This window comes from Alkalihalobacillus sp. TS-13 (assembly GCF_019720915.1).
GTDB lineage: Bacteria > Bacillota > Bacilli > Bacillales > Fictibacillaceae > Pseudalkalibacillus.
On record NZ_JAHKSI010000001.1, the window covers coordinates 3064086 to 3080770 of the forward strand.

15 protein-coding genes are annotated in these 16685 nt (G+C 39.8%); 7 read left to right on the plus strand and 8 right to left on the minus strand.

Annotation, left to right across the window (positions count from 1 at the left end):
* Positions 1 to 122 precede the first annotated feature (122 nt).
* The 5 genes from KOL94_RS14690 to tatC all read left to right on the plus strand — a co-directional run bounded on the left by KOL94_RS14690 (position 123) and on the right by tatC (position 3045).
* Positions 123 to 371: a helix-turn-helix domain-containing protein gene (locus KOL94_RS14690; RefSeq protein ID WP_221567145.1), complete on the plus strand. Its 249-nt coding sequence runs from the start codon at positions 123 to 125 to the stop codon at positions 369 to 371.
* A 249-nt stretch (positions 372 to 620) separates the two neighbouring features.
* Positions 621 to 1667, plus strand: a complete 1047-nt coding sequence (locus KOL94_RS14695) for a hypothetical protein (protein ID WP_221567146.1) — start codon at positions 621 to 623, stop codon at positions 1665 to 1667.
* Between the two features lie 24 nt (positions 1668 to 1691).
* On the plus strand, positions 1692 to 2054 hold the full coding sequence (locus KOL94_RS14700) for a hypothetical protein (RefSeq protein ID WP_221567147.1): 363 nt from the start codon (positions 1692 to 1694) through the stop codon (positions 2052 to 2054).
* Between the two features lie 40 nt (positions 2055 to 2094).
* The gene (tatA, locus tag KOL94_RS14705; protein ID WP_221567148.1) at positions 2095 to 2304 is read left to right on the plus strand and encodes a twin-arginine translocase TatA/TatE family subunit; all 210 of its coding nucleotides are present in this window, start codon (positions 2095 to 2097) and stop codon (positions 2302 to 2304) included.
* Positions 2305 to 2310: 6 nt separating this feature from the next.
* The gene (tatC, locus tag KOL94_RS14710; protein ID WP_221567149.1) at positions 2311 to 3045 is read left to right on the plus strand and encodes a twin-arginine translocase subunit TatC; all 735 of its coding nucleotides are present in this window, start codon (positions 2311 to 2313) and stop codon (positions 3043 to 3045) included.
* Positions 3046 to 3211: 166 nt separating this feature from the next.
* On the opposite strand, the gene KOL94_RS14715 is transcribed toward tatC, so the two are convergent.
* The 5 genes from KOL94_RS14715 to KOL94_RS14735 are packed head-to-tail and all read right to left on the minus strand — an operon-like array spanning position 3212 to position 8268.
* Positions 3212 to 4045 (minus strand): carbohydrate ABC transporter permease, encoded by an 834-nt coding sequence (locus KOL94_RS14715; RefSeq protein WP_221567150.1) that lies wholly within the window; start codon positions 4043 to 4045, stop codon positions 3212 to 3214.
* A complete protein-coding gene (locus tag KOL94_RS14720; protein WP_221567151.1) occupies positions 4032 to 4910 on the minus strand; it encodes a carbohydrate ABC transporter permease in 879 nt (292 codons plus the stop codon). Before KOL94_RS14720 ends, KOL94_RS14715 begins: the two co-directional genes overlap by 14 nt.
* 1 nt (position 4911) lies before the next feature.
* A complete protein-coding gene (locus KOL94_RS14725) occupies positions 4912 to 6225 on the minus strand; it encodes an extracellular solute-binding protein (RefSeq protein WP_221567152.1) in 1314 nt (437 codons plus the stop codon).
* Complete coding sequence (locus tag KOL94_RS14730; RefSeq protein ID WP_221567153.1) at positions 6222 to 7172, minus strand: MTP-1 family protein; 951 nt, start codon at positions 7170 to 7172, stop codon at positions 6222 to 6224. The genes KOL94_RS14725 and KOL94_RS14730 overlap by 4 nt, the downstream gene beginning before the upstream one ends.
* A 4-nt stretch (positions 7173 to 7176) precedes the next feature.
* Complete coding sequence (locus tag KOL94_RS14735; RefSeq protein ID WP_221567154.1) at positions 7177 to 8268, minus strand: BtaManbiosPhlase; 1092 nt, start codon at positions 8266 to 8268, stop codon at positions 7177 to 7179.
* A 286-nt stretch (positions 8269 to 8554) separates the two neighbouring features.
* Between KOL94_RS14735 and KOL94_RS14740 the strand changes: the two genes are divergently transcribed.
* Positions 8555 to 9583, plus strand: coding sequence for a LacI family DNA-binding transcriptional regulator (locus tag KOL94_RS14740; RefSeq protein ID WP_221567155.1), 1029 nt, complete (start codon positions 8555 to 8557; stop codon positions 9581 to 9583).
* A gap of 26 nt (positions 9584 to 9609) precedes the next feature.
* Complete coding sequence (locus KOL94_RS14745) at positions 9610 to 9849, plus strand: hypothetical protein (RefSeq protein ID WP_221567156.1); 240 nt, start codon at positions 9610 to 9612, stop codon at positions 9847 to 9849.
* A 967-nt stretch (positions 9850 to 10816) separates the two neighbouring features.
* Here KOL94_RS14745 and KOL94_RS14750 read toward each other — a convergent pair.
* The 3 genes from KOL94_RS14750 to KOL94_RS14760 all read right to left on the minus strand — a co-directional run bounded on the left by KOL94_RS14750 (position 10817) and on the right by KOL94_RS14760 (position 16619).
* Positions 10817 to 13117 carry a glycoside hydrolase family 3 C-terminal domain-containing protein gene (locus KOL94_RS14750; RefSeq protein WP_221567157.1) on the minus strand — a complete coding sequence of 767 codons (2301 nt, stop codon included), beginning with the start codon at positions 13115 to 13117 and terminating at the stop codon, positions 10817 to 10819.
* A gap of 96 nt (positions 13118 to 13213) precedes the next feature.
* Complete coding sequence (locus KOL94_RS14755; protein WP_221567158.1) at positions 13214 to 14827, minus strand: response regulator transcription factor; 1614 nt, start codon at positions 14825 to 14827, stop codon at positions 13214 to 13216.
* 4 nt (positions 14828 to 14831) lie between these two features.
* Positions 14832 to 16619: a sensor histidine kinase gene (locus KOL94_RS14760; protein ID WP_221567159.1), complete on the minus strand. Its 1788-nt coding sequence runs from the start codon at positions 16617 to 16619 to the stop codon at positions 14832 to 14834.
* Positions 16620 to 16685: the final 66 nt, after the last annotated feature.

A 16685-nucleotide genomic window follows, 5' to 3' on the forward strand; every position in this document is an offset into this window, starting at 1 on the left:
ATAGATAAAAAATGTATCGTTTTCTTTAAAAGATAAAATAATTATCAAAATACCGTTGACGATAAAAAACTTATCGTGCTATAGTATGTTCAATGATAGAAAATTTATCATAAGGAGAAGAAATGGAACGCAAACATTTAATTGAATTACGTAGAAAACAAAATCTTACACAAAAAGAACTGGCTGATCGTATCGGAATCTCTACAATTTATGTAAGAAAACTTGAAAAAGGAGTGGTAAACCCTGGGCTTCAAACAATGATTAAATATGAAAAATACTTTCAAAAAAACATGAAATACCTATTTCCTGATCTTTTTTTTTTGACCCTTATGATAAATAATTTATCGTTAACTTTGTTTTATACAACCTGAAAATACTTCTAAGAAGAGTAGAAAATTCACTACAAAAGGAAGTGAGTGATAAAAAATGAACATTCTTTCTCAAGTTACATTGATAAAATCAGATCACAATCATACACCCTCTGTAAAAGCTCTCTAAAAATTCTTTAAATGTATACAATCGATTACATGGACAATATCATTACCCTTTAATCTCGAGATTTTAAGTCGGAATTCCAACTTGATAGGGGTTTTTTAAAAAATAATTTAAGAGGTGATCCTATGGAAAAACGTTATTTGCTCTTTGATTCCAATTGTTCCGTTTGCATCAATCTGGCCACTTCCATCGAAAAAGAAAGCAACGGATGGCTGACGAGCCGAAGCCTCCATAACCCTGCGGTGAAAGAACTGTTGAATCAAGCCAAACCCAACTGGGCGTTTGAGCCGACTATTCTTGAAGTAAACGATCACAAAACGCCGAAAGTCTATACAGGACTCCGCATGCAAGCCTATATCCTGAAAGGATTGGGTATTCGTAAGTCATTACGAATCTCCAAGGTGATCCGGGAAGCAGGTGTCCCCTGGTTCACAAAGAAGTCGCTCACTCCGCTCGAGTACCAGGGAAGACGTTCGTTTGTCAAAAAAGGGGGGATTCTTCTAGGTGGTGTGTTATTATCTCCACTATTAACTTCAGTCCTTCCTCAACGATTCACCAAAAACACACTGGCCGCAACAACGGAAGAGTCAGATTCACTGACACCTAAAAACTGGAGAACCAAGGTGAAAATCAAAGAATCAAAGGAACTGAGCAACAAGGAAATTCAGAAATATCTAACGGCAGATGTTCAACAAGCATTCGCTTTTAAGGAAGCAGATCTTTCCATTGATGCTTTAAGTGTGAAAGGCGTCTTCCACATGTTAGAGGATGGCAATACCATGCTAGCCCTCGTTATGCAAAAAGACAATTATATTTCGGTTTACTATTCCTTAAGTATTCCGATTTATCATTTTGGTCGAGGGAGCTATTTATACAAAGTGGATGAAGAAAAGGAAACGATTACCCTTGTTGATCAAATCGTGAACGGTGAACCGGTAAAAGATGCCAGCATTCAGTCAGCCTGTGGCAATTGCACCATCGAGAACTTTTCTTATGGCGGTGGAAGTGAATGCAAAACTTGGAGCGTTAGTTGTCTGATTCAATGTTGTGGACCTTGCACCCTAGCGTGTGGGACCTGGGCCGGGTGCCTTCCATGCGTCCTACTCTGGTGTCCGGTTTGTGCCTCTACATGCTGCACGGGATGGGAAGAGACTTGCTACTCCTGCGCCTAATCCAAAGACTTGGAGGAGAAGAACATGGTTATACCTCTGAATTGGGGAAGACGACTGTTCATATGGTTGTTTGTGATCGTCTTTTTCCTCTTTGATCACCCACTGGACCATTTCCCTACTGCTGCCTTTTCCTATACCTGGGGATTTGTTGTCTTAACTAAGTCATTTGATTTTTTGTATTCCTTTTCCGAAAAAAGAATGGAGACAATCTTTCACTCTCTATTGATCGGCATCCTGATTGGTGCATGCATCACTTCTCTTCAAGTGCAACCAATCGATGTCCGCCTCATGGGCGATTTATTTTTCGCCCTGTCTCCCCTCTTTTTATTTCAGAACGTATTGTCTGTAAAAAATCGACAATGCCATGTAGAAGATATCAAGACGTAACGATGTGTCCAATTTTCATTTTAAGGAGGTGGCTTCCATTATGAATCCCTTCAATATCGGTTTTCCAAGCCTGATTTTAATCCTGGTGCTTTTCTTGATCCTTTTTGGACCCAATAAATTGCCAGAACTTGGTCGTTCTATTGGTCTTACCATGAAAGAGTTTAAAAAGTCGACCAGAGATCTTATCTCCGACACCGAAGGTACATCCCAAACGGAGAAAAGTAAAAACGGGGACCACAGGAAAGGGTAAAAAAGTATGCATGATCAACCGATTCATCACGTAAACGAGTTAAGAAAACGCTTCATCTGGATCCTGTTGGTGTTTGTGCTATCCTTACTATTCGGGTTCCTCTGCGCAGAGCCCGTCTTACAACAGATCAAAGCAGCTCCTATTTCACAGAAGATTGATTGGAACGTATTTGCCATCGGCGATGCGTTCCATGTCTATTTAAAAATCTCCCTTGTTATCGCGTTAGCCGTTACGACACCGTTTGCGATGTATCAAGTCTGGAAATTCGTTTCGCCAGGTTTGAGCCGAATGGAACAAAGGGTTACGCTCCTTTATATCCCGTTTGTTTTTTTCCTTTTCGTAACCGGGATTCTATTCAGTTATTTTTTGATATTCCCGACGGTCTTTCAATTTATGACCTCGTTTTCAGAGCGAGTCGGAGCTTCAGAGGTCTATGGAATTAACCAGTACTTTTCATTCATGTTTCGCTTAATTCTCCCGATTGGGGTGGTTTTTGAACTGCCCCTGATCATCATGTTTTCCACCCACCTAGGGCTCATAACACCGTCAAAATTAAAAACATCCAGAAAATACGCGTATATCTGCCTGTTGATCCTGGCGGCTATGATCACACCGCCCGATATCGTATCACATATACTGGTCACTACCCCTTTGATTCTTTTGTATGAAGTCAGTATTGTTTGTTCGAACATCGTATATTCAAAGAAACTTAGTTATAAAAGTGGAAATCTTCCATCCTAGTTTTAGACCTATTTTAAGTAGATTAGTCGTGGTTGTTTGTACATTTCATATCATACGGGAAGCAGGGATTATGACAGTTTTTGTTGTAACCCCTGCTTCTGTCGAATACCGGATCACTTCAGCACATGTAAAGAGACTCCCTTATACTAGTGGGAGTCTCCTTGTTTTATTTCAATACGAACTGCATACCATCTTTAAAGTTTTTACTGAAGATGATGAAGAGGATTAGGATCGGTAGTGTCAATAACACGGATGCTGCGTACATCGGTCCTGGGTAGCCGCCGTATGGTCCGAACATTTGCGCTAACAACACGTTCAGCGTCAGCATCTTCTCACTGTTCACGACAAGCATGTCCCATAACAACTCGACCCAACGCTCCATGAACAGGAACAGAAAGATGATCGTTGTCACAGACTTCGACATCGGCAGGACGACCTTCCAGATAATCTTCAGCTGGCTTGCTCCGTCGATCTTCGCGGCTTCGATAATCTCATCCGGTAAGCTGCGGAAGAAGTTCGTATACATGAAGATCGCCCACAGGTTCACGGCTTTCGGTAAAATCATCGCCCAGTACGTGTCATACATACCCAAATACTTCACGATCAAGAACAAAGGGATCAGCAAAATGATTGCAGGATAGAACATCTGGAACAGGATCACGTTGTTGATCACATGCCGTCCCCGGAACTTCAACTTCGCAAGCGCATAACCGACCATGATCGCTGTCGCGAGCATCAGAATCGTCGACGCCAGTGTCACGAACACACTGTTAAAAAACGCGCGGAGCCACGGTCTCGCTAAATTACCGTCTCCTCCTGAAAACAGCCACTCATAGGACTTTAAACTGAGATCCGTCGGGATGATTTTACGGTCGACCTGATCCCACGGTGCGAGTGAACCTAGCACCATATAGAGATACGGAAACACCATGATGAGCAACACGGTCGTCGCGAGAATATATAACAAAGTGATTTTCAGCTTCGTATTACTCCCAACCATGTCTCGCACCCCATTTCTCAAGGATCTTACGGAATACAAAGATCGATGCGAAGGTCACGACCGAATTGATGACCGCAATCGATGTCCCGTACCCTGCATTCATTTTCGCAAAAGCTTGCTGATAGATTTCGAGCTGCCACGTATGTGTCGCATACTCCGGTCCACCGCCTGTCAGCACGTAAGGCTCGGTGAAAATCCCGAACATCAAGCCTACAGCAAGGATCGTCACCGTATAAAAGGATGGGTACAACATCGGAAGCGTCACACTCCAAAACCGCTTGAAACCGACTGCACCATCGATTGCGGCTGCCTCATACACATCTTTCGGAATACTCTCAAGCCCCGCTACAAACAACAACGCGTAATACCCGGCAAACTTCCACGCCATCATCAGCGCAATGATCAGTGGCGCCAGAATCGGTGAACCGAGCCAGTTGATGTCAAGCCCGAACGTGCCCCGAAGCCAGATGTTGAACGGACTGTTGTATGATAAAATTCCGTTTACAACGATGGCAGACGCAACGCCTGAAGCCAAATAAGGCAGGAAGAACGCGACTGAATACAACCCTTTAAACCGCGGCAAGGCGTGAATGATCATCGCCAGAAACAACGACCCGATCACGACAATCGGCACGAACATGAATAAGAATTTATAAGTGACGAAAAAAGCCGCGCGGACACTTTCACTGAAAAAGGCTTCTATGAAGTTCTGGATGCCGACGAATTCATAGTCAGGTGCGATCAAATTCCAATTGGTAAAGGCGAGATAGGTCGCCCATATCAATGGGAAAAGAAAGAAAATAGCCGAATAGATGAGGTAAGGGCTGGCAAACAGCCAACCCAACCTCGCATTGCTTTTGTTCATGTTACTTCAACATCCCGTCGATGGACTTTTTCATATCATCCCATGCTTTTTTCGGTTCTTTTTGACCTTTAATGACCGGGTTCACCGCATCCTTCCCGATCGCTTCCTGGATTTCAACGGTATTCTCACTGTCAATCGGCGGTACGGCATTCGGAATGTTTTCCGCATATTTTACAAGCTGAGGATTTTCTTCAAAGTATTGTTCGAACGTTTCATTTGTCGAGAGATCATCACGTGCTGGCGGAAGATTCGTCTTCTCAAACCAAGTCAAATCATTTTCCGCATCTGAATAGACCCACTTGACGAAATCGAACGCTGCTTGCTGCTGTTCTTTTGAGGCAGAAGCGTAAATCGAAAGCCCCTTCGTATCGGCGAATGTTTTCGCATTCTCAGGATCGACTCCATCTGGTACAGGCGGCATGGACAATTCGTAGGTTTCCCCTTGCTTCATCTCAGGGAACTTATCCGCCCAATACGGGAACGTCCAAGGCCCGATATCCATCATCACAGCTTGTCCTGTCTCAAATGGATCCGTCGCTTCACGCGTCAACAATAGATCTTTCTCACTCAAGTTTTTCATGAATCCAAGCGTCTCGACGCCGGCTTTGTCATCAGCGATGAACTTTTCACCTTCGACAAAGTTGTTTCCTTTTGAAGCTGCATTGTACATCATGAAGAAGTCGAACCATCTTGCCCACCAGGTCGGTTTTACAAGATCCGCTCTTGCCCATAAGAATTTATCAGGATGCTTCTCTTTCAGCTTCTCGCCCATTTCAAGGACTTCGCTGTATGTCTTTGGCGGTTCGTCATATCCGAGCTCCTTCAAAATATCCATTCTCCAGCCGAACAACATCGCATTCGAATAGATCGGCAGCACATATTGGTGGTCATCGGCAAACTTCCACGTCGACATCGTCTCAGTCATTTCGCGGTTTTTAATCAATTCATCATACCCATCGAACTCTTCCAACGGAACGATTGCACTGCTTGCGGATAGTTGCGCCGCAAACCCACGCGATATGTTCTCAGAAATCGCTGGTGCGTTCCCTGCTGCAATTGCTGACTGGATCCCTGCTTCAGAAGAAGGGCTTTCCGGCATCGGTGTCACTTTGATTTTCACATTTTCGTTTTCTTTCATGTATGCTTTCGCCATATCTGACCAGAACGCTTGCTGAGTCGGGTTTGGTGCAGACCAGAATTCGAATTCTACTTTTCCATCCTCACTGCTCCCTTCACCAGGCTTTTGACAGGCAGAAGCAATCATGGCAACGGCTAACATTACTATGAGTAAACGCATCCAAGAATTGTTCTTCATCGTTCTTTCCCCTTTCGAATCGATTCTTTTTCGTATTTGATAAAAGGATCCGGAAGAATCGCTTTATGAGCTTCGGCATCACTGACACCGGCGTAAAGTTCTGCTTGTCCATTGTCCAGTCGCACTAATCCGCCGCTGAACAATACATCGTGCAGGTCATCACGCTTCGCTGGTCCATCTGGAAAATCAGCGCGCGTAGCAATGATCTCCATCTCACTGATTTCATTCGTATCAGGTTCATAGATGAACACCATCGGATAATAATGCCGATCACCTTTTTCATCAAATTTTGCAATATGGCCGAGCACACCGATCTTCTCGTTTTTCAGCAAGTGGACTTCATTCGCGCCGCCCCACTCCTCATCGATAAAATGGACGTCGATCAAAGGCGCTTGATCGATGATCTCAGGTGTCAGTTCTTCTAAGCTAGCAATCTCGGTATAACCGATCTTTCCTCTTCCGCCCTTTTCACCTTGGGGGCGTGTGAAAACGCCGATTTTCCCACTCTCCAATTCGATCAGTCGGATGTCTTTCATACCGTTTGGTCCGGTCGCAAACCGTTCGAGTTCGTTGATGGTAGAACCACGGTAAAAGACCGTCCGCCAGGAAAGCGCGCCTTCGTTTGTTGGATGCGGAAAAATCTCGACGCCTCCGAATACAAGCTCCCCAGCTATCCTTGTAAAAAAGGGATCCTGCAACGCAAACGTTTTTGTATTCTTTCGCGGCTTCCAGACACCGTTCTCTTCCACAAAAAACGCGACATCGGAATGCTCGGTATCACACCCTTCTACACGGCCGGTGATCACGAGCTCTCCTTCATCCTCAAAAGGTGAAGTGATGTTATAGACATCCTTCTCCCCGACACCCGTGAACGTGATTTTCTCCGCCTGGATATCCGGTTTACTAGACTGATAATCTTCCAATAAAGATGGAACAGTAAAAGCCATACGATTACCTCGCTTTTGTAAGAACATTGTGATAATTTAGTTTGGAAAATATCTCATTCAGACTAAGATCCGCTGCAGCCATCGATGTATCTGCTGCGCCGTAATAGACTCTCACGTTATCCCCCTGTACGGTGACGCCGCACGTAAAGACAACGTTTCCAAAAAATCCAGCTTTTTCATAATCTGCTTCTGGCACGAGGATCGGTTCGTCCGTTTTGGCAAGGACATTCGCCGGGTCATCCAAATCTAATAGAACTGCTCCTAAGCAATAGCGGTCATTTTGATCTGCAGCATGATAGATTTCGAGCCAGCCTTTCTCGGTTTTGAACGGAACCGCTCCGCCACCGATCCGACCGTTATCCCATCCATCCTCACTTAAACCTAATAAATATTGATGATTGCCCCAATATAAGAGGTTGTCTGATTCTGCGATCCAGATTTCAGGCCTCCCGATTCCTTTTGGCACCGGACGATGGAGGGTATAGTATTTTCCGTTGATTTTTTCTGGAAAAATCGCGACATCCTTGTTCTCCGGATGCAGCATCAGTCCATGACGTTCATAGCGGACAAAGTCCTTCGTCGAAGCCAGCCCGACACCGATGCCTTCAGCGGACACTGCACTGTATTGGATGTAATAGGTATCTTCAATCTGCGTAACCCGCGGGTCTTCGATTCCCCAGGCTTCACGCTCCGTCTCCGGATAGATGAACGGTTCATCATCAATCGTAAAGTTGACGCCGTCCTTACTCCGGGCAATCCGGATATATGAAAGCGACGTGAGGTATGCTGCTGTCCGGTTTTTCGGGTCATTATGAAGGACTGTCCTTGGATCGTAAAAATCATAGCGAGCATCATGAACATCCAACTCAATGATTTTAAGTTTCCCTTTATCTTCCGAAAAATCGATGATCGGAGCTTTGACGATATCCGGGTTTTCGCTGATCGGACGCTCCGCTACTCTTAAAAGCAATAACGTTTCCCCCTGGTATTCTGCAACACCTGCATTGAAAGCGCCGATAACTTCATGGTTCTGATGAAACGGCTTGATATCCGCCGGTGTAATCAGAGGATTTTCTTCGAATCGAACTACCTTCATGTACGTTCCTCCAAATTCTATAGCTGTATTCCTGCTTTTTGAAAGCGCTTTTAAAAGTGATTATGATAAAATGACTATAAGGGACTGTAATGCAATTAATACTTGTTTGTAATTATACAAGGATGATTTGTAATGTCAACAAAAATGACAAAATCAAACCCACATGACTAAAAGCCTTTATTAAACATTGATCAAATCCAATAAAATATGTATAGTAATTTGTAACGTTACTAAACATTATGAACTTGACAAAATATACCTTGAATGAAGAAAGGTTGTTTTACATATGGCAAAACGCGTGACGATGCAGGATATCGCTGATCGTTTGAATATCTCGAAGAATTCTGTTTCGCAAGCCCTGAGCGGCAAACCTGGTGTAAGCGAAGAAACCCGTAAGCAAATCTATCAGATGGCCGATGAGCTCGGTTACCGATACACTCCTAGAATCACAACTACAACAGATACACCATCGGAATCCGGAAAAATCGCCCTCATCGCCTCCGATTTTGCTTTTTCGTTGGAAAGTTTTTTTGGCGAAATCTATTTATCTGTCGAACGGGAAGTTCACAGGCATGATAAAACCCTCTTGATCCAATCTGTCAGCCAGCAAGCGAGAGATGAATTGATTTTACCTTCCTTTATTGAAGACAGATCAGTCGATGGGGTGCTCGTGCTCTCCCACATCAGCAATGCTTACATTAATAAAGTGATCGCAACCGGTATCCCGACGGTGCTCATCGATCATCATCATCCTACCATCCAAACAGATGCGATTTTGACGAACAACCGTTTCGGTGCTTATACTGCGGTCCAGCATCTGATCGAATTGGGGCACGAAGACATCACCTTTGTCGGGAACATCGATTTTTCACCGAGTTATCAGGAACGTCTAGAAGGGTATCAATTGGCTTTGAAAGATTATGGAATCCAGCCGAAGGAAGAATTCATTTTCAGCGATGCGGAAGAGGATGATCAAATGATCAACAATTACATCGCACACTTATCCGAACAACCGACTGCTTGGTTTTGTGTCAACGATGGACTCGGATACCTTGTCAATTCCGGATTGAAGCTGAAAGACATCCAGGTTCCTGAACAGGCTTCTGTCGTCAGCTTTGATGATGGACAGCTGTCCCGTCTTTCAACACCACGAATCACAACGATGGGCATCAATCTCCCGCTCTTCGGAAAGAAAGCACTGGACCAATTGTTCTGGAGGATGGAGAATTCGGAGGAACCCTACCAGGAAACGCTTTTACCGGCAAACTTGATCAAAAGAGAATCGACAAGCTACAGACCGGGATATAAACGTTAACGAGTCAGAGGAGGTGAACTAAAAAGGTGGTCAGTTTGTTAAGGGAATTGATCACTTTTGTTCATCTAGGAGGAATCGATATTTACAGAAAAGCAGTGAATGTATTCCTTGTCATCGCTCTATTGTTGTCGTTCAATGGTTCAGCGATCGCGAAACAACCAGCCAAAAACCACATCACGATCAACCTATCCACAAAAATAACCTCCTATATAAAAAATGGCACCCCGAAGGTATGCTCACTAATTATACAGAAGGCAAAGTGGTAAACAGCGTGTCATTTACTGGTACATTTGTTGGCGTTAGGTGGTAAATAGAATGTCATTGGTGGTACATTTCATTGGCTGAAATCACTTGAACCTTTATAGATCCAAATAGCTCAGTACTTATAAACATTACCTAGTCATAAACCAGTTAAAAATATATTGTTTATGGCATTCTAAAAATGTAGGCAATGGCAGTCAGTTTATGTAGGTGTTCTTCGAACATGAAGGCATAAAAAATCCACTTGCCAACCTCTCTCAATAACTTTAAACTCCTCGTTGGTCCAACAACGTTCAGCAGGAGGTAATTAGGAGATGTTAGAAGTGGAACAAATTGTTTATATCAGATTAGAAACCAATCAAAAAGGGTGTACATATTAAGATTTAGCCAAAACGAATGAGAATGATGCCAGAACGGTTAAAAAATACGCGAATCAAGAAATTTAAGGAGCGAGTCACTTTACATGAGCCCCTACGGAAATGGTCCGTAAGCCAAGCACATCAAGTAATCAGTCTCATTCTAAAGATGCTACCCTGCTCGCCTCTCCAAATAACGTTCTCTTTTCTACTGAATAAAGGAGTTCAATTTTATCGAGCGAAGAGCGAAATTGGTTTAATTTGTTTCTGACGGTTACAGGCTTGTTATAGTTACCCTTATTAGGTTGTACTTAAATGATCAAAACCTTGTTAAATCACATTTTTAAGGTAGGATCAAATATAGAGGAAAAAATACTGAACCGTTTTCTAAATTCGAGTATAATATGCGTCTCAGTGGATAGGCTACTAGACTCGTGATCTTTTGCTGATCAATCTTTTTAATAAGCTACCACTCCTTGAGCTTCGCTACCTTCAACTATTAAATTGGACAGTTGAATTAAAATACAGCTTATCAGTTTCATTTTTCCAATATATTTATTAGCAGCTAGAAAATGCTAGAGTTTTATTAGCGTACTACTTGCATCATTAATATAATTTATAATTTATGAGTTATCTCTTTAGCTTCATTTAATTTATTTATCATTTCCTTCAGCATGTCTTCAGTAAAAGAGCCTGAACTAAAATTGGCTATTGCACGTAATGGCATGTACTTCATCATAGCTTCCATCATCTCAGCTTGTTCTTCACTATCAACCGCTGATTCCAGTAATGGATTATTTTTGTTGGCTTCCTTTAGTAATTCAGTTGCAAGAGGAGCTAATTTAGGATTTGCTATGAGGTCTCCTACATTTGTATTTCTATGAATTGGTTGAACAATAGAAATGGTAGATGTGACAGTAACCGTATCTTTAAGGATAATCTCTTTAGATGATTTTCCTATTAGAATTTCAAATTCTCCTGTTTCTACATGCCAATCTTTTAATTCGACATTATAATATGCAAATGCCCTCTTACCTAATGTAAATGAAACTTCTTTTGCCTCTCCCGGCTGTAACTCAACCTTTTCAAAGCCTTTTAATTCTTTTTCAGGTCTTATAACACTACTTTCTATATCTTTAACATAAAGCTGTACAACCTCTTTACCAGCCATCTCACCAGTATTTTTTACTGTTAGATCCACAGTTATAGTACCTGTATCCTGAATGTCTTTATTGCTTACTCTTAGATTACTATATTCATAAGTTGTGTAACTCAATCCATACCCAAATGGAAAAAGCGGTTCTATTTCTTTCGTATCATAATAGCGGTATCCAACAAATATCCCTTCTTTATACTCTACAGTATCTCCTTCTCCAGGGAAGTTTAAGTAAGACGGGTTATCGCTTAACTTCATTGGAAATGTTTCGGCTAATTTCCCACTTGGACTTACAATACCATATAACAAATCAGCGATTGCACCACCTAGCGCTTGACCACCAAGATATCCTTCTAAAACCGCTTTTGCTTGATTTAACCAAGGCATTTCAATTGGTGCACCATTACTTAATACGACAATGATATTTGGCTGTACTTTGGAGATTTCTTCAAGGAGAAGACGTTGATTTTCCGGTATATGCAAATGGGTACGATCGTATCCTTCTGACTCATATCTATCTGGCAATCCGATAAAGAGAATAGCAGCACCAGCTTGAATAGCTGCATCTTTTGCTTCCAATACTAAATGCTCATCTACCTCGTCACTATTTAGGTCGTAACCCTGTGCGTAGGCCACAAATGATGTGCTAGAAGCAGACTTTGTTATTTCTTCGTAAATATCATCAATTTTTGTAGGATTAATATGAGAGCTTCCTCCGCCTTGATATCTAGATTTTTTAGCTAAGGCACCAATTACAGCAATCTTGCTGTCTTTAGCAAGTGGAAGTGTACTCTCTTCATTCTTTAATAGTACCATCCCTTCATAAGCTACCTGTTTCGCAAGCTGATGATGTTCTTCTTGATCATAACTAGCATTCTCTTTTTGATTATCCACTATCATAAAGATAACTCTCAATAATCTTTCTACTGTAAAATCTAGCTTTTCTTCCGGTAACTTTCCATATTTTACAGCTTCTAAGATTTTATTAGCTCCTAGCCCATAACTAGCTGGCATCTCTAATTCTAAGCCCGCTTCCAGCCCTGAAACACGCTCATTAACAGCACCCCAATCCGAAACTACGAAGCCCTCAAAACCCCATTCTTCTCTTAAGACATCTGTCAACAATGTTTTATTTTCTGATGCAAATTCACCGTTCACTTTATTGTACGAACACATAACTGTCCACGGTTGTGCCTTTCGTACTGCGTTCTCAAAACTAGCTAGATAAATCTCCCTTAAGGTACGTTCATCAATCAATGCATTTGTTGACATGCGACGATGTTCTTGATTATTGGCTGCGAAGTGTTTTAAGGATGTGCCTACTCCTTGACTTTGCACCCCATTAATATGACTTGCTGCCATTTCTGATGACAAGTAGGGATCTTCAGAGAAATATTCAAAATTTCTTCCACACAGTGGAGAACGTTTTATGTTTGCTCCAGGTCCTAGCAATACACCAACTTTTTCCGATTGGGCTTCTTCACCTAACGCAATCCCAACTTTTTCAATAAGTTCACGATTCCAAGAACTAGCTAAAGCTACCGCAGATGGAAAACAAGTTGCAGGAACACTGTTACTTAATCCTAAATGGTCTGCATCTTCGGCCTGTTTTCGTAATCCATGAGGACCATCTGTTACCATTATTGACGGAACCTCAAGTCTCTCGATTCCTTTTAAGTGCCAAAAATCTATACCAGAACACATACCTACCTTTTCTTCTAGGGTCATTTGGTCAACTATATCGCGAATATTTCTTTTCATCATTAATCCTCCATTATTAGTGTGGATGTACAGGTTTTCATTAAAAAAACTTAAAATAGTTTAAAAATGAAAGAGTCTAGTTATTTTCACCTAGTACTAAACCCCTTCTTTAAATCTATAGGATTTTGGTGAATTTCCGTAAAATTTCTTGAATTTTTTTAAAAAATAACTTTTACTTTCAAAACCAAGCTCCACCGAAATTTGATCAACTGTTTTCGTTGTGCCACTTAATAATACTCTTGCTTTTGCCATTTTGACTCTTGTTACGTATTCAACAAAGCTTTCGCCAGTAACCTCTTTATATAATCTACTGAAATAACTAGGATTTAAGTGTAAATAATTAGCAACATCGTTTAATGTTATTTTTTTATGAATGTTCATCTGGACATACTTTTGCACTTTCGCAATTTCCCCGGTTTTGGGAATATCATCCATCTTTTCTAGATGAAGGATCAATTGTTTACAAATTCCTATGACCATCTCTTCCAAATGATCTAAGGTATAAACTTGATTCACTAATTTATCTGTCATACTCGTAAGGATAGAATCTTCAAAATAAGTAAACGTTTGCAATCTTTGATTTATGTCCAAGACTAGTTTTACAGCCCAGTCCTGTACAATTGATGGCTCACACCTAGAGTTTCTCATTTCATTTAACTGCTTTTTTATAATATTTGTAACTCTTCTTTCATCTTCTTGTATAATCGACGACGTTATTTTTTCTACAATTTCAATATAGTCTTCTAGAATAGCTGGCTTCTCAAAAGGTAATATTTTAAGATGTTGAATAGAGCGATGCTGATAGTAAAAACGTTGTTCTTCTTTCTGCAACAATTCTTTCATTGAATTAATTAACCCTTTTCGTAGTTTATTACCTTTTCCAATCACCGAAGTGATTGTTATTTTTAAATGACTTTCTAGTTTACTATGAATCTCTTGTAAGACGTGTCCAATTTTTGTGTACATAACACCAGGGTTTTCTTCCCCATGTGGAAATACAATAAAGAATTTGCTTTGCAGATAAAAGATTTGTATATCCAATCGGTACTTATTTAAGATCTCAATAACGATATTATCTATACTAAAATAAAGTAAGGTCTGTTTCTCATATTTTTCAATAGCATCAACACTTTTATCTATAAAACACAATACAGGTGTGTAATGTTCATAAGAAAAATTCATCTCAAGGAGTTCCCCTTGCTCATTCCACCATGAATCATCATCTACATAATTATCTTCCAGGAGTTTTTCAATAAACTCTGTTTTTAATTTAGTTTTATTTTTTTTAAAAAAACTAGAAATCTTATCACTTTTTGTTTCCCTTTGTCTTTTATTATCCATGGCCTTTTTTAATCGTTTTAATAATTCTTCTATTTTTTCCTGATCCATGGACTCTTTTAATAGATAATCAAAGGCGTCTAATTTAAGTGCCTGTTGTGCATAATGAAATTCATCATGACATGATAAAATTACATTAAACAAATCTACTCCGTTATTATTTAGTAAGGAAATTAATTCAATTCCATCTAATTTAGGCATTCCAATGTCCGTAATTAACACATCATATCCTTTTGTTTTTAAATGATCATATGCTTCCATACTATCTTTAAACGAACCAGCGATTTTAAAACCATAATCTTCCCAGGGAATCATCTTCTCCAGGAATCTTAAAACAAGTACATCATCATCCACTAATGCAACTTTATACATCTCATCACTTCTCCTTTGGAATATGAAAAGTATAGGATATTCCTTTTCCTAAACTACTTTTTAAGTCCATTGCGAATGCTTCCCCATAAATAATCCGCATGCGTTGATATACATTTTTTATACCAACTCCATTAAAAGAATGGTGATTTCTCTTACTTTCATGAATTTCCTTGGTAAAGATTCTGCTCTTCATTTCTTCTAGTCTTTCTGGACTCATCCCAATTCCATCATCACTAACTTTTATAAGCAAATGATTGTTACTACTAATCGCAGTATCTATTGTAATCTTGCCTTCACTATTATGAAAAGCATGAATAATAGCATTTTCGATTACTGGCTGTAAGAAGAAGCGAGGAACTTCTATGTCAATTGTATTAAAATCCATGTTCAACTCTAAAACTATATCTTGGCTATGCCTAAAGTTCATTAGATTAACATAATGTTGAATAATCTCAATTTCTTCTTGTAACGGAATAAATTCATTATTTCTATTGATGGTCATTCTTAGTAAGGAGGATAGGGATTGGATTTGTTTAGAGCTATCCTTATCACCATTCAATGTTAAGTTTAACTTTATAGCATTTAATACATTAAAAAGGAAATGTGGATTTATTTGAGCCTGTAACATTTCTAATTCTGCTCTTCTTTTAGCTTCTTCTTTAAATTTTATTTGATTTATCATTTCCTCAATTCTGTCTAACATATCGTCAAATGACTGCCCTAATTGTGCCACATCATTGTTTCCTTCTATATTAGCTCTTACCATTATATTTCCTTGCTCAACTTCCTTTGTAACATTACTAAGTGTGGTTATTGGTTTTGTAGTTTCTCTTATAAGAGTAATTAAGACTATCAAAAATAACAGCAAGAATACTCCCTGTATAAATATAGTGGTTCTTGATAACATATTTATATCCCCAATTGTTTCCCTATAGGGAACAAGACTCACTAATTTCCAATCAGTATAAGAGACTGGATATGTCACAAGCAAATGTCTTTTTTCCTGATAAGATACTGACTGAGCACTCTTTGACAAGTTAAAAGGAAGTTTCTCGCCAATTTCATCTTTTGTTGTACTTGAAAGAACGACTCCTTTTTCATCTACTAAGTAGAATATATTGTTTTTCTCGCTTGAGAAATTGCTAAATTCCTGACTTATTTCAGATTCATGGGTACTGACTATTACATATGCATTTCCAGAACCAGATTTAAGTGCTCTTCCCATACTTATTAGATAGGGGTTGTTTTCACTATCAGATTGAATATAATTTGAGGTTGTGCCTATCCAATATGTTTCATAAAAATTCAAATTAGTTAAACTATAAAACCATGTGTTTTGATGGAAGTCTAAAGGATTATATTCATATATAGGATAATTTGCGTAATATAGACCATCTTCAAGTAATATAGTTATATAGGATGGCCCAAGTAAATCTGTAATCCTATCTAATTGTTTAGATATTTTCATATTGTGTAATGCAATTTTCTTGTCCGCATCTGAAGAATTTTCATCTATTAATCGATATGATTTTAATAATCTGTTGAATTCTACGTCAAACTGGACAAAGTTAGAAATATATATCAGATCATCTAAAGATTCATTTAAATTCATCTCAATCATTCTTAATGAATCTTCCGATTGCTTGACAGCTCTTACTTCAAGTACATCTTTTGTTAAATAATTTGAAACAAAATATGTTATAATCCAAGGTAAGACAATACATAATATAACCGCAGTTATGATACGGTATCGTAATGATAATTTATTGAGCCGTTTCAGAAACGAGATCATGTTAAACACCACCTACTTGTCCTCAGGTTCTCAATTTTTTACAGAGAGTCATTTCGCTTTAAGGAC

Excerpts from the sequence above, each read along its gene's own strand:
- KOL94_RS14720 (WP_221567151.1), bottom strand. The coding sequence starts at position 4,910 with ATGAACAAAAGCAATGCGAGGTTGGGTTGGCTGTTTGCCAGCCCTTAC.
- KOL94_RS14740 (WP_221567155.1), top strand. The coding sequence starts at position 8,555 with ATGGCAAAACGCGTGACGATGCAGGATATCGCTGATCGTTTGAATATC.
- KOL94_RS14690 (WP_221567145.1), top strand. The coding sequence starts at position 123 with ATGGAACGCAAACATTTAATTGAATTACGTAGAAAACAAAATCTTACA.
- KOL94_RS14750 (WP_221567157.1), bottom strand. The coding sequence starts at position 13,117 with ATGAAAAGAAATATTCGCGATATAGTTGACCAAATGACCCTAGAAGAA.
- KOL94_RS14755 (WP_221567158.1), bottom strand. The coding sequence starts at position 14,827 with ATGTATAAAGTTGCATTAGTGGATGATGATGTACTTGTTTTAAGATTC.
- KOL94_RS14715 (WP_221567150.1), bottom strand. The coding sequence starts at position 4,045 with ATGGTTGGGAGTAATACGAAGCTGAAAATCACTTTGTTATATATTCTC.
- KOL94_RS14730 (WP_221567153.1), bottom strand. The coding sequence starts at position 7,172 with ATGGCTTTTACTGTTCCATCTTTATTGGAAGATTATCAGTCTAGTAAA.
- KOL94_RS14735 (WP_221567154.1), bottom strand. The coding sequence starts at position 8,268 with ATGAAGGTAGTTCGATTCGAAGAAAATCCTCTGATTACACCGGCGGAT.
- KOL94_RS14700 (WP_221567147.1), top strand. The coding sequence starts at position 1,692 with ATGGTTATACCTCTGAATTGGGGAAGACGACTGTTCATATGGTTGTTT.
- KOL94_RS14760 (WP_221567159.1), bottom strand. The coding sequence starts at position 16,619 with ATGATCTCGTTTCTGAAACGGCTCAATAAATTATCATTACGATACCGT.
- tatA (WP_221567148.1), top strand. The coding sequence starts at position 2,095 with ATGAATCCCTTCAATATCGGTTTTCCAAGCCTGATTTTAATCCTGGTG.
- KOL94_RS14725 (WP_221567152.1), bottom strand. The coding sequence starts at position 6,225 with ATGAAGAACAATTCTTGGATGCGTTTACTCATAGTAATGTTAGCCGTT.
- tatC (WP_221567149.1), top strand. The coding sequence starts at position 2,311 with ATGCATGATCAACCGATTCATCACGTAAACGAGTTAAGAAAACGCTTC.
- KOL94_RS14695 (WP_221567146.1), top strand. The coding sequence starts at position 621 with ATGGAAAAACGTTATTTGCTCTTTGATTCCAATTGTTCCGTTTGCATC.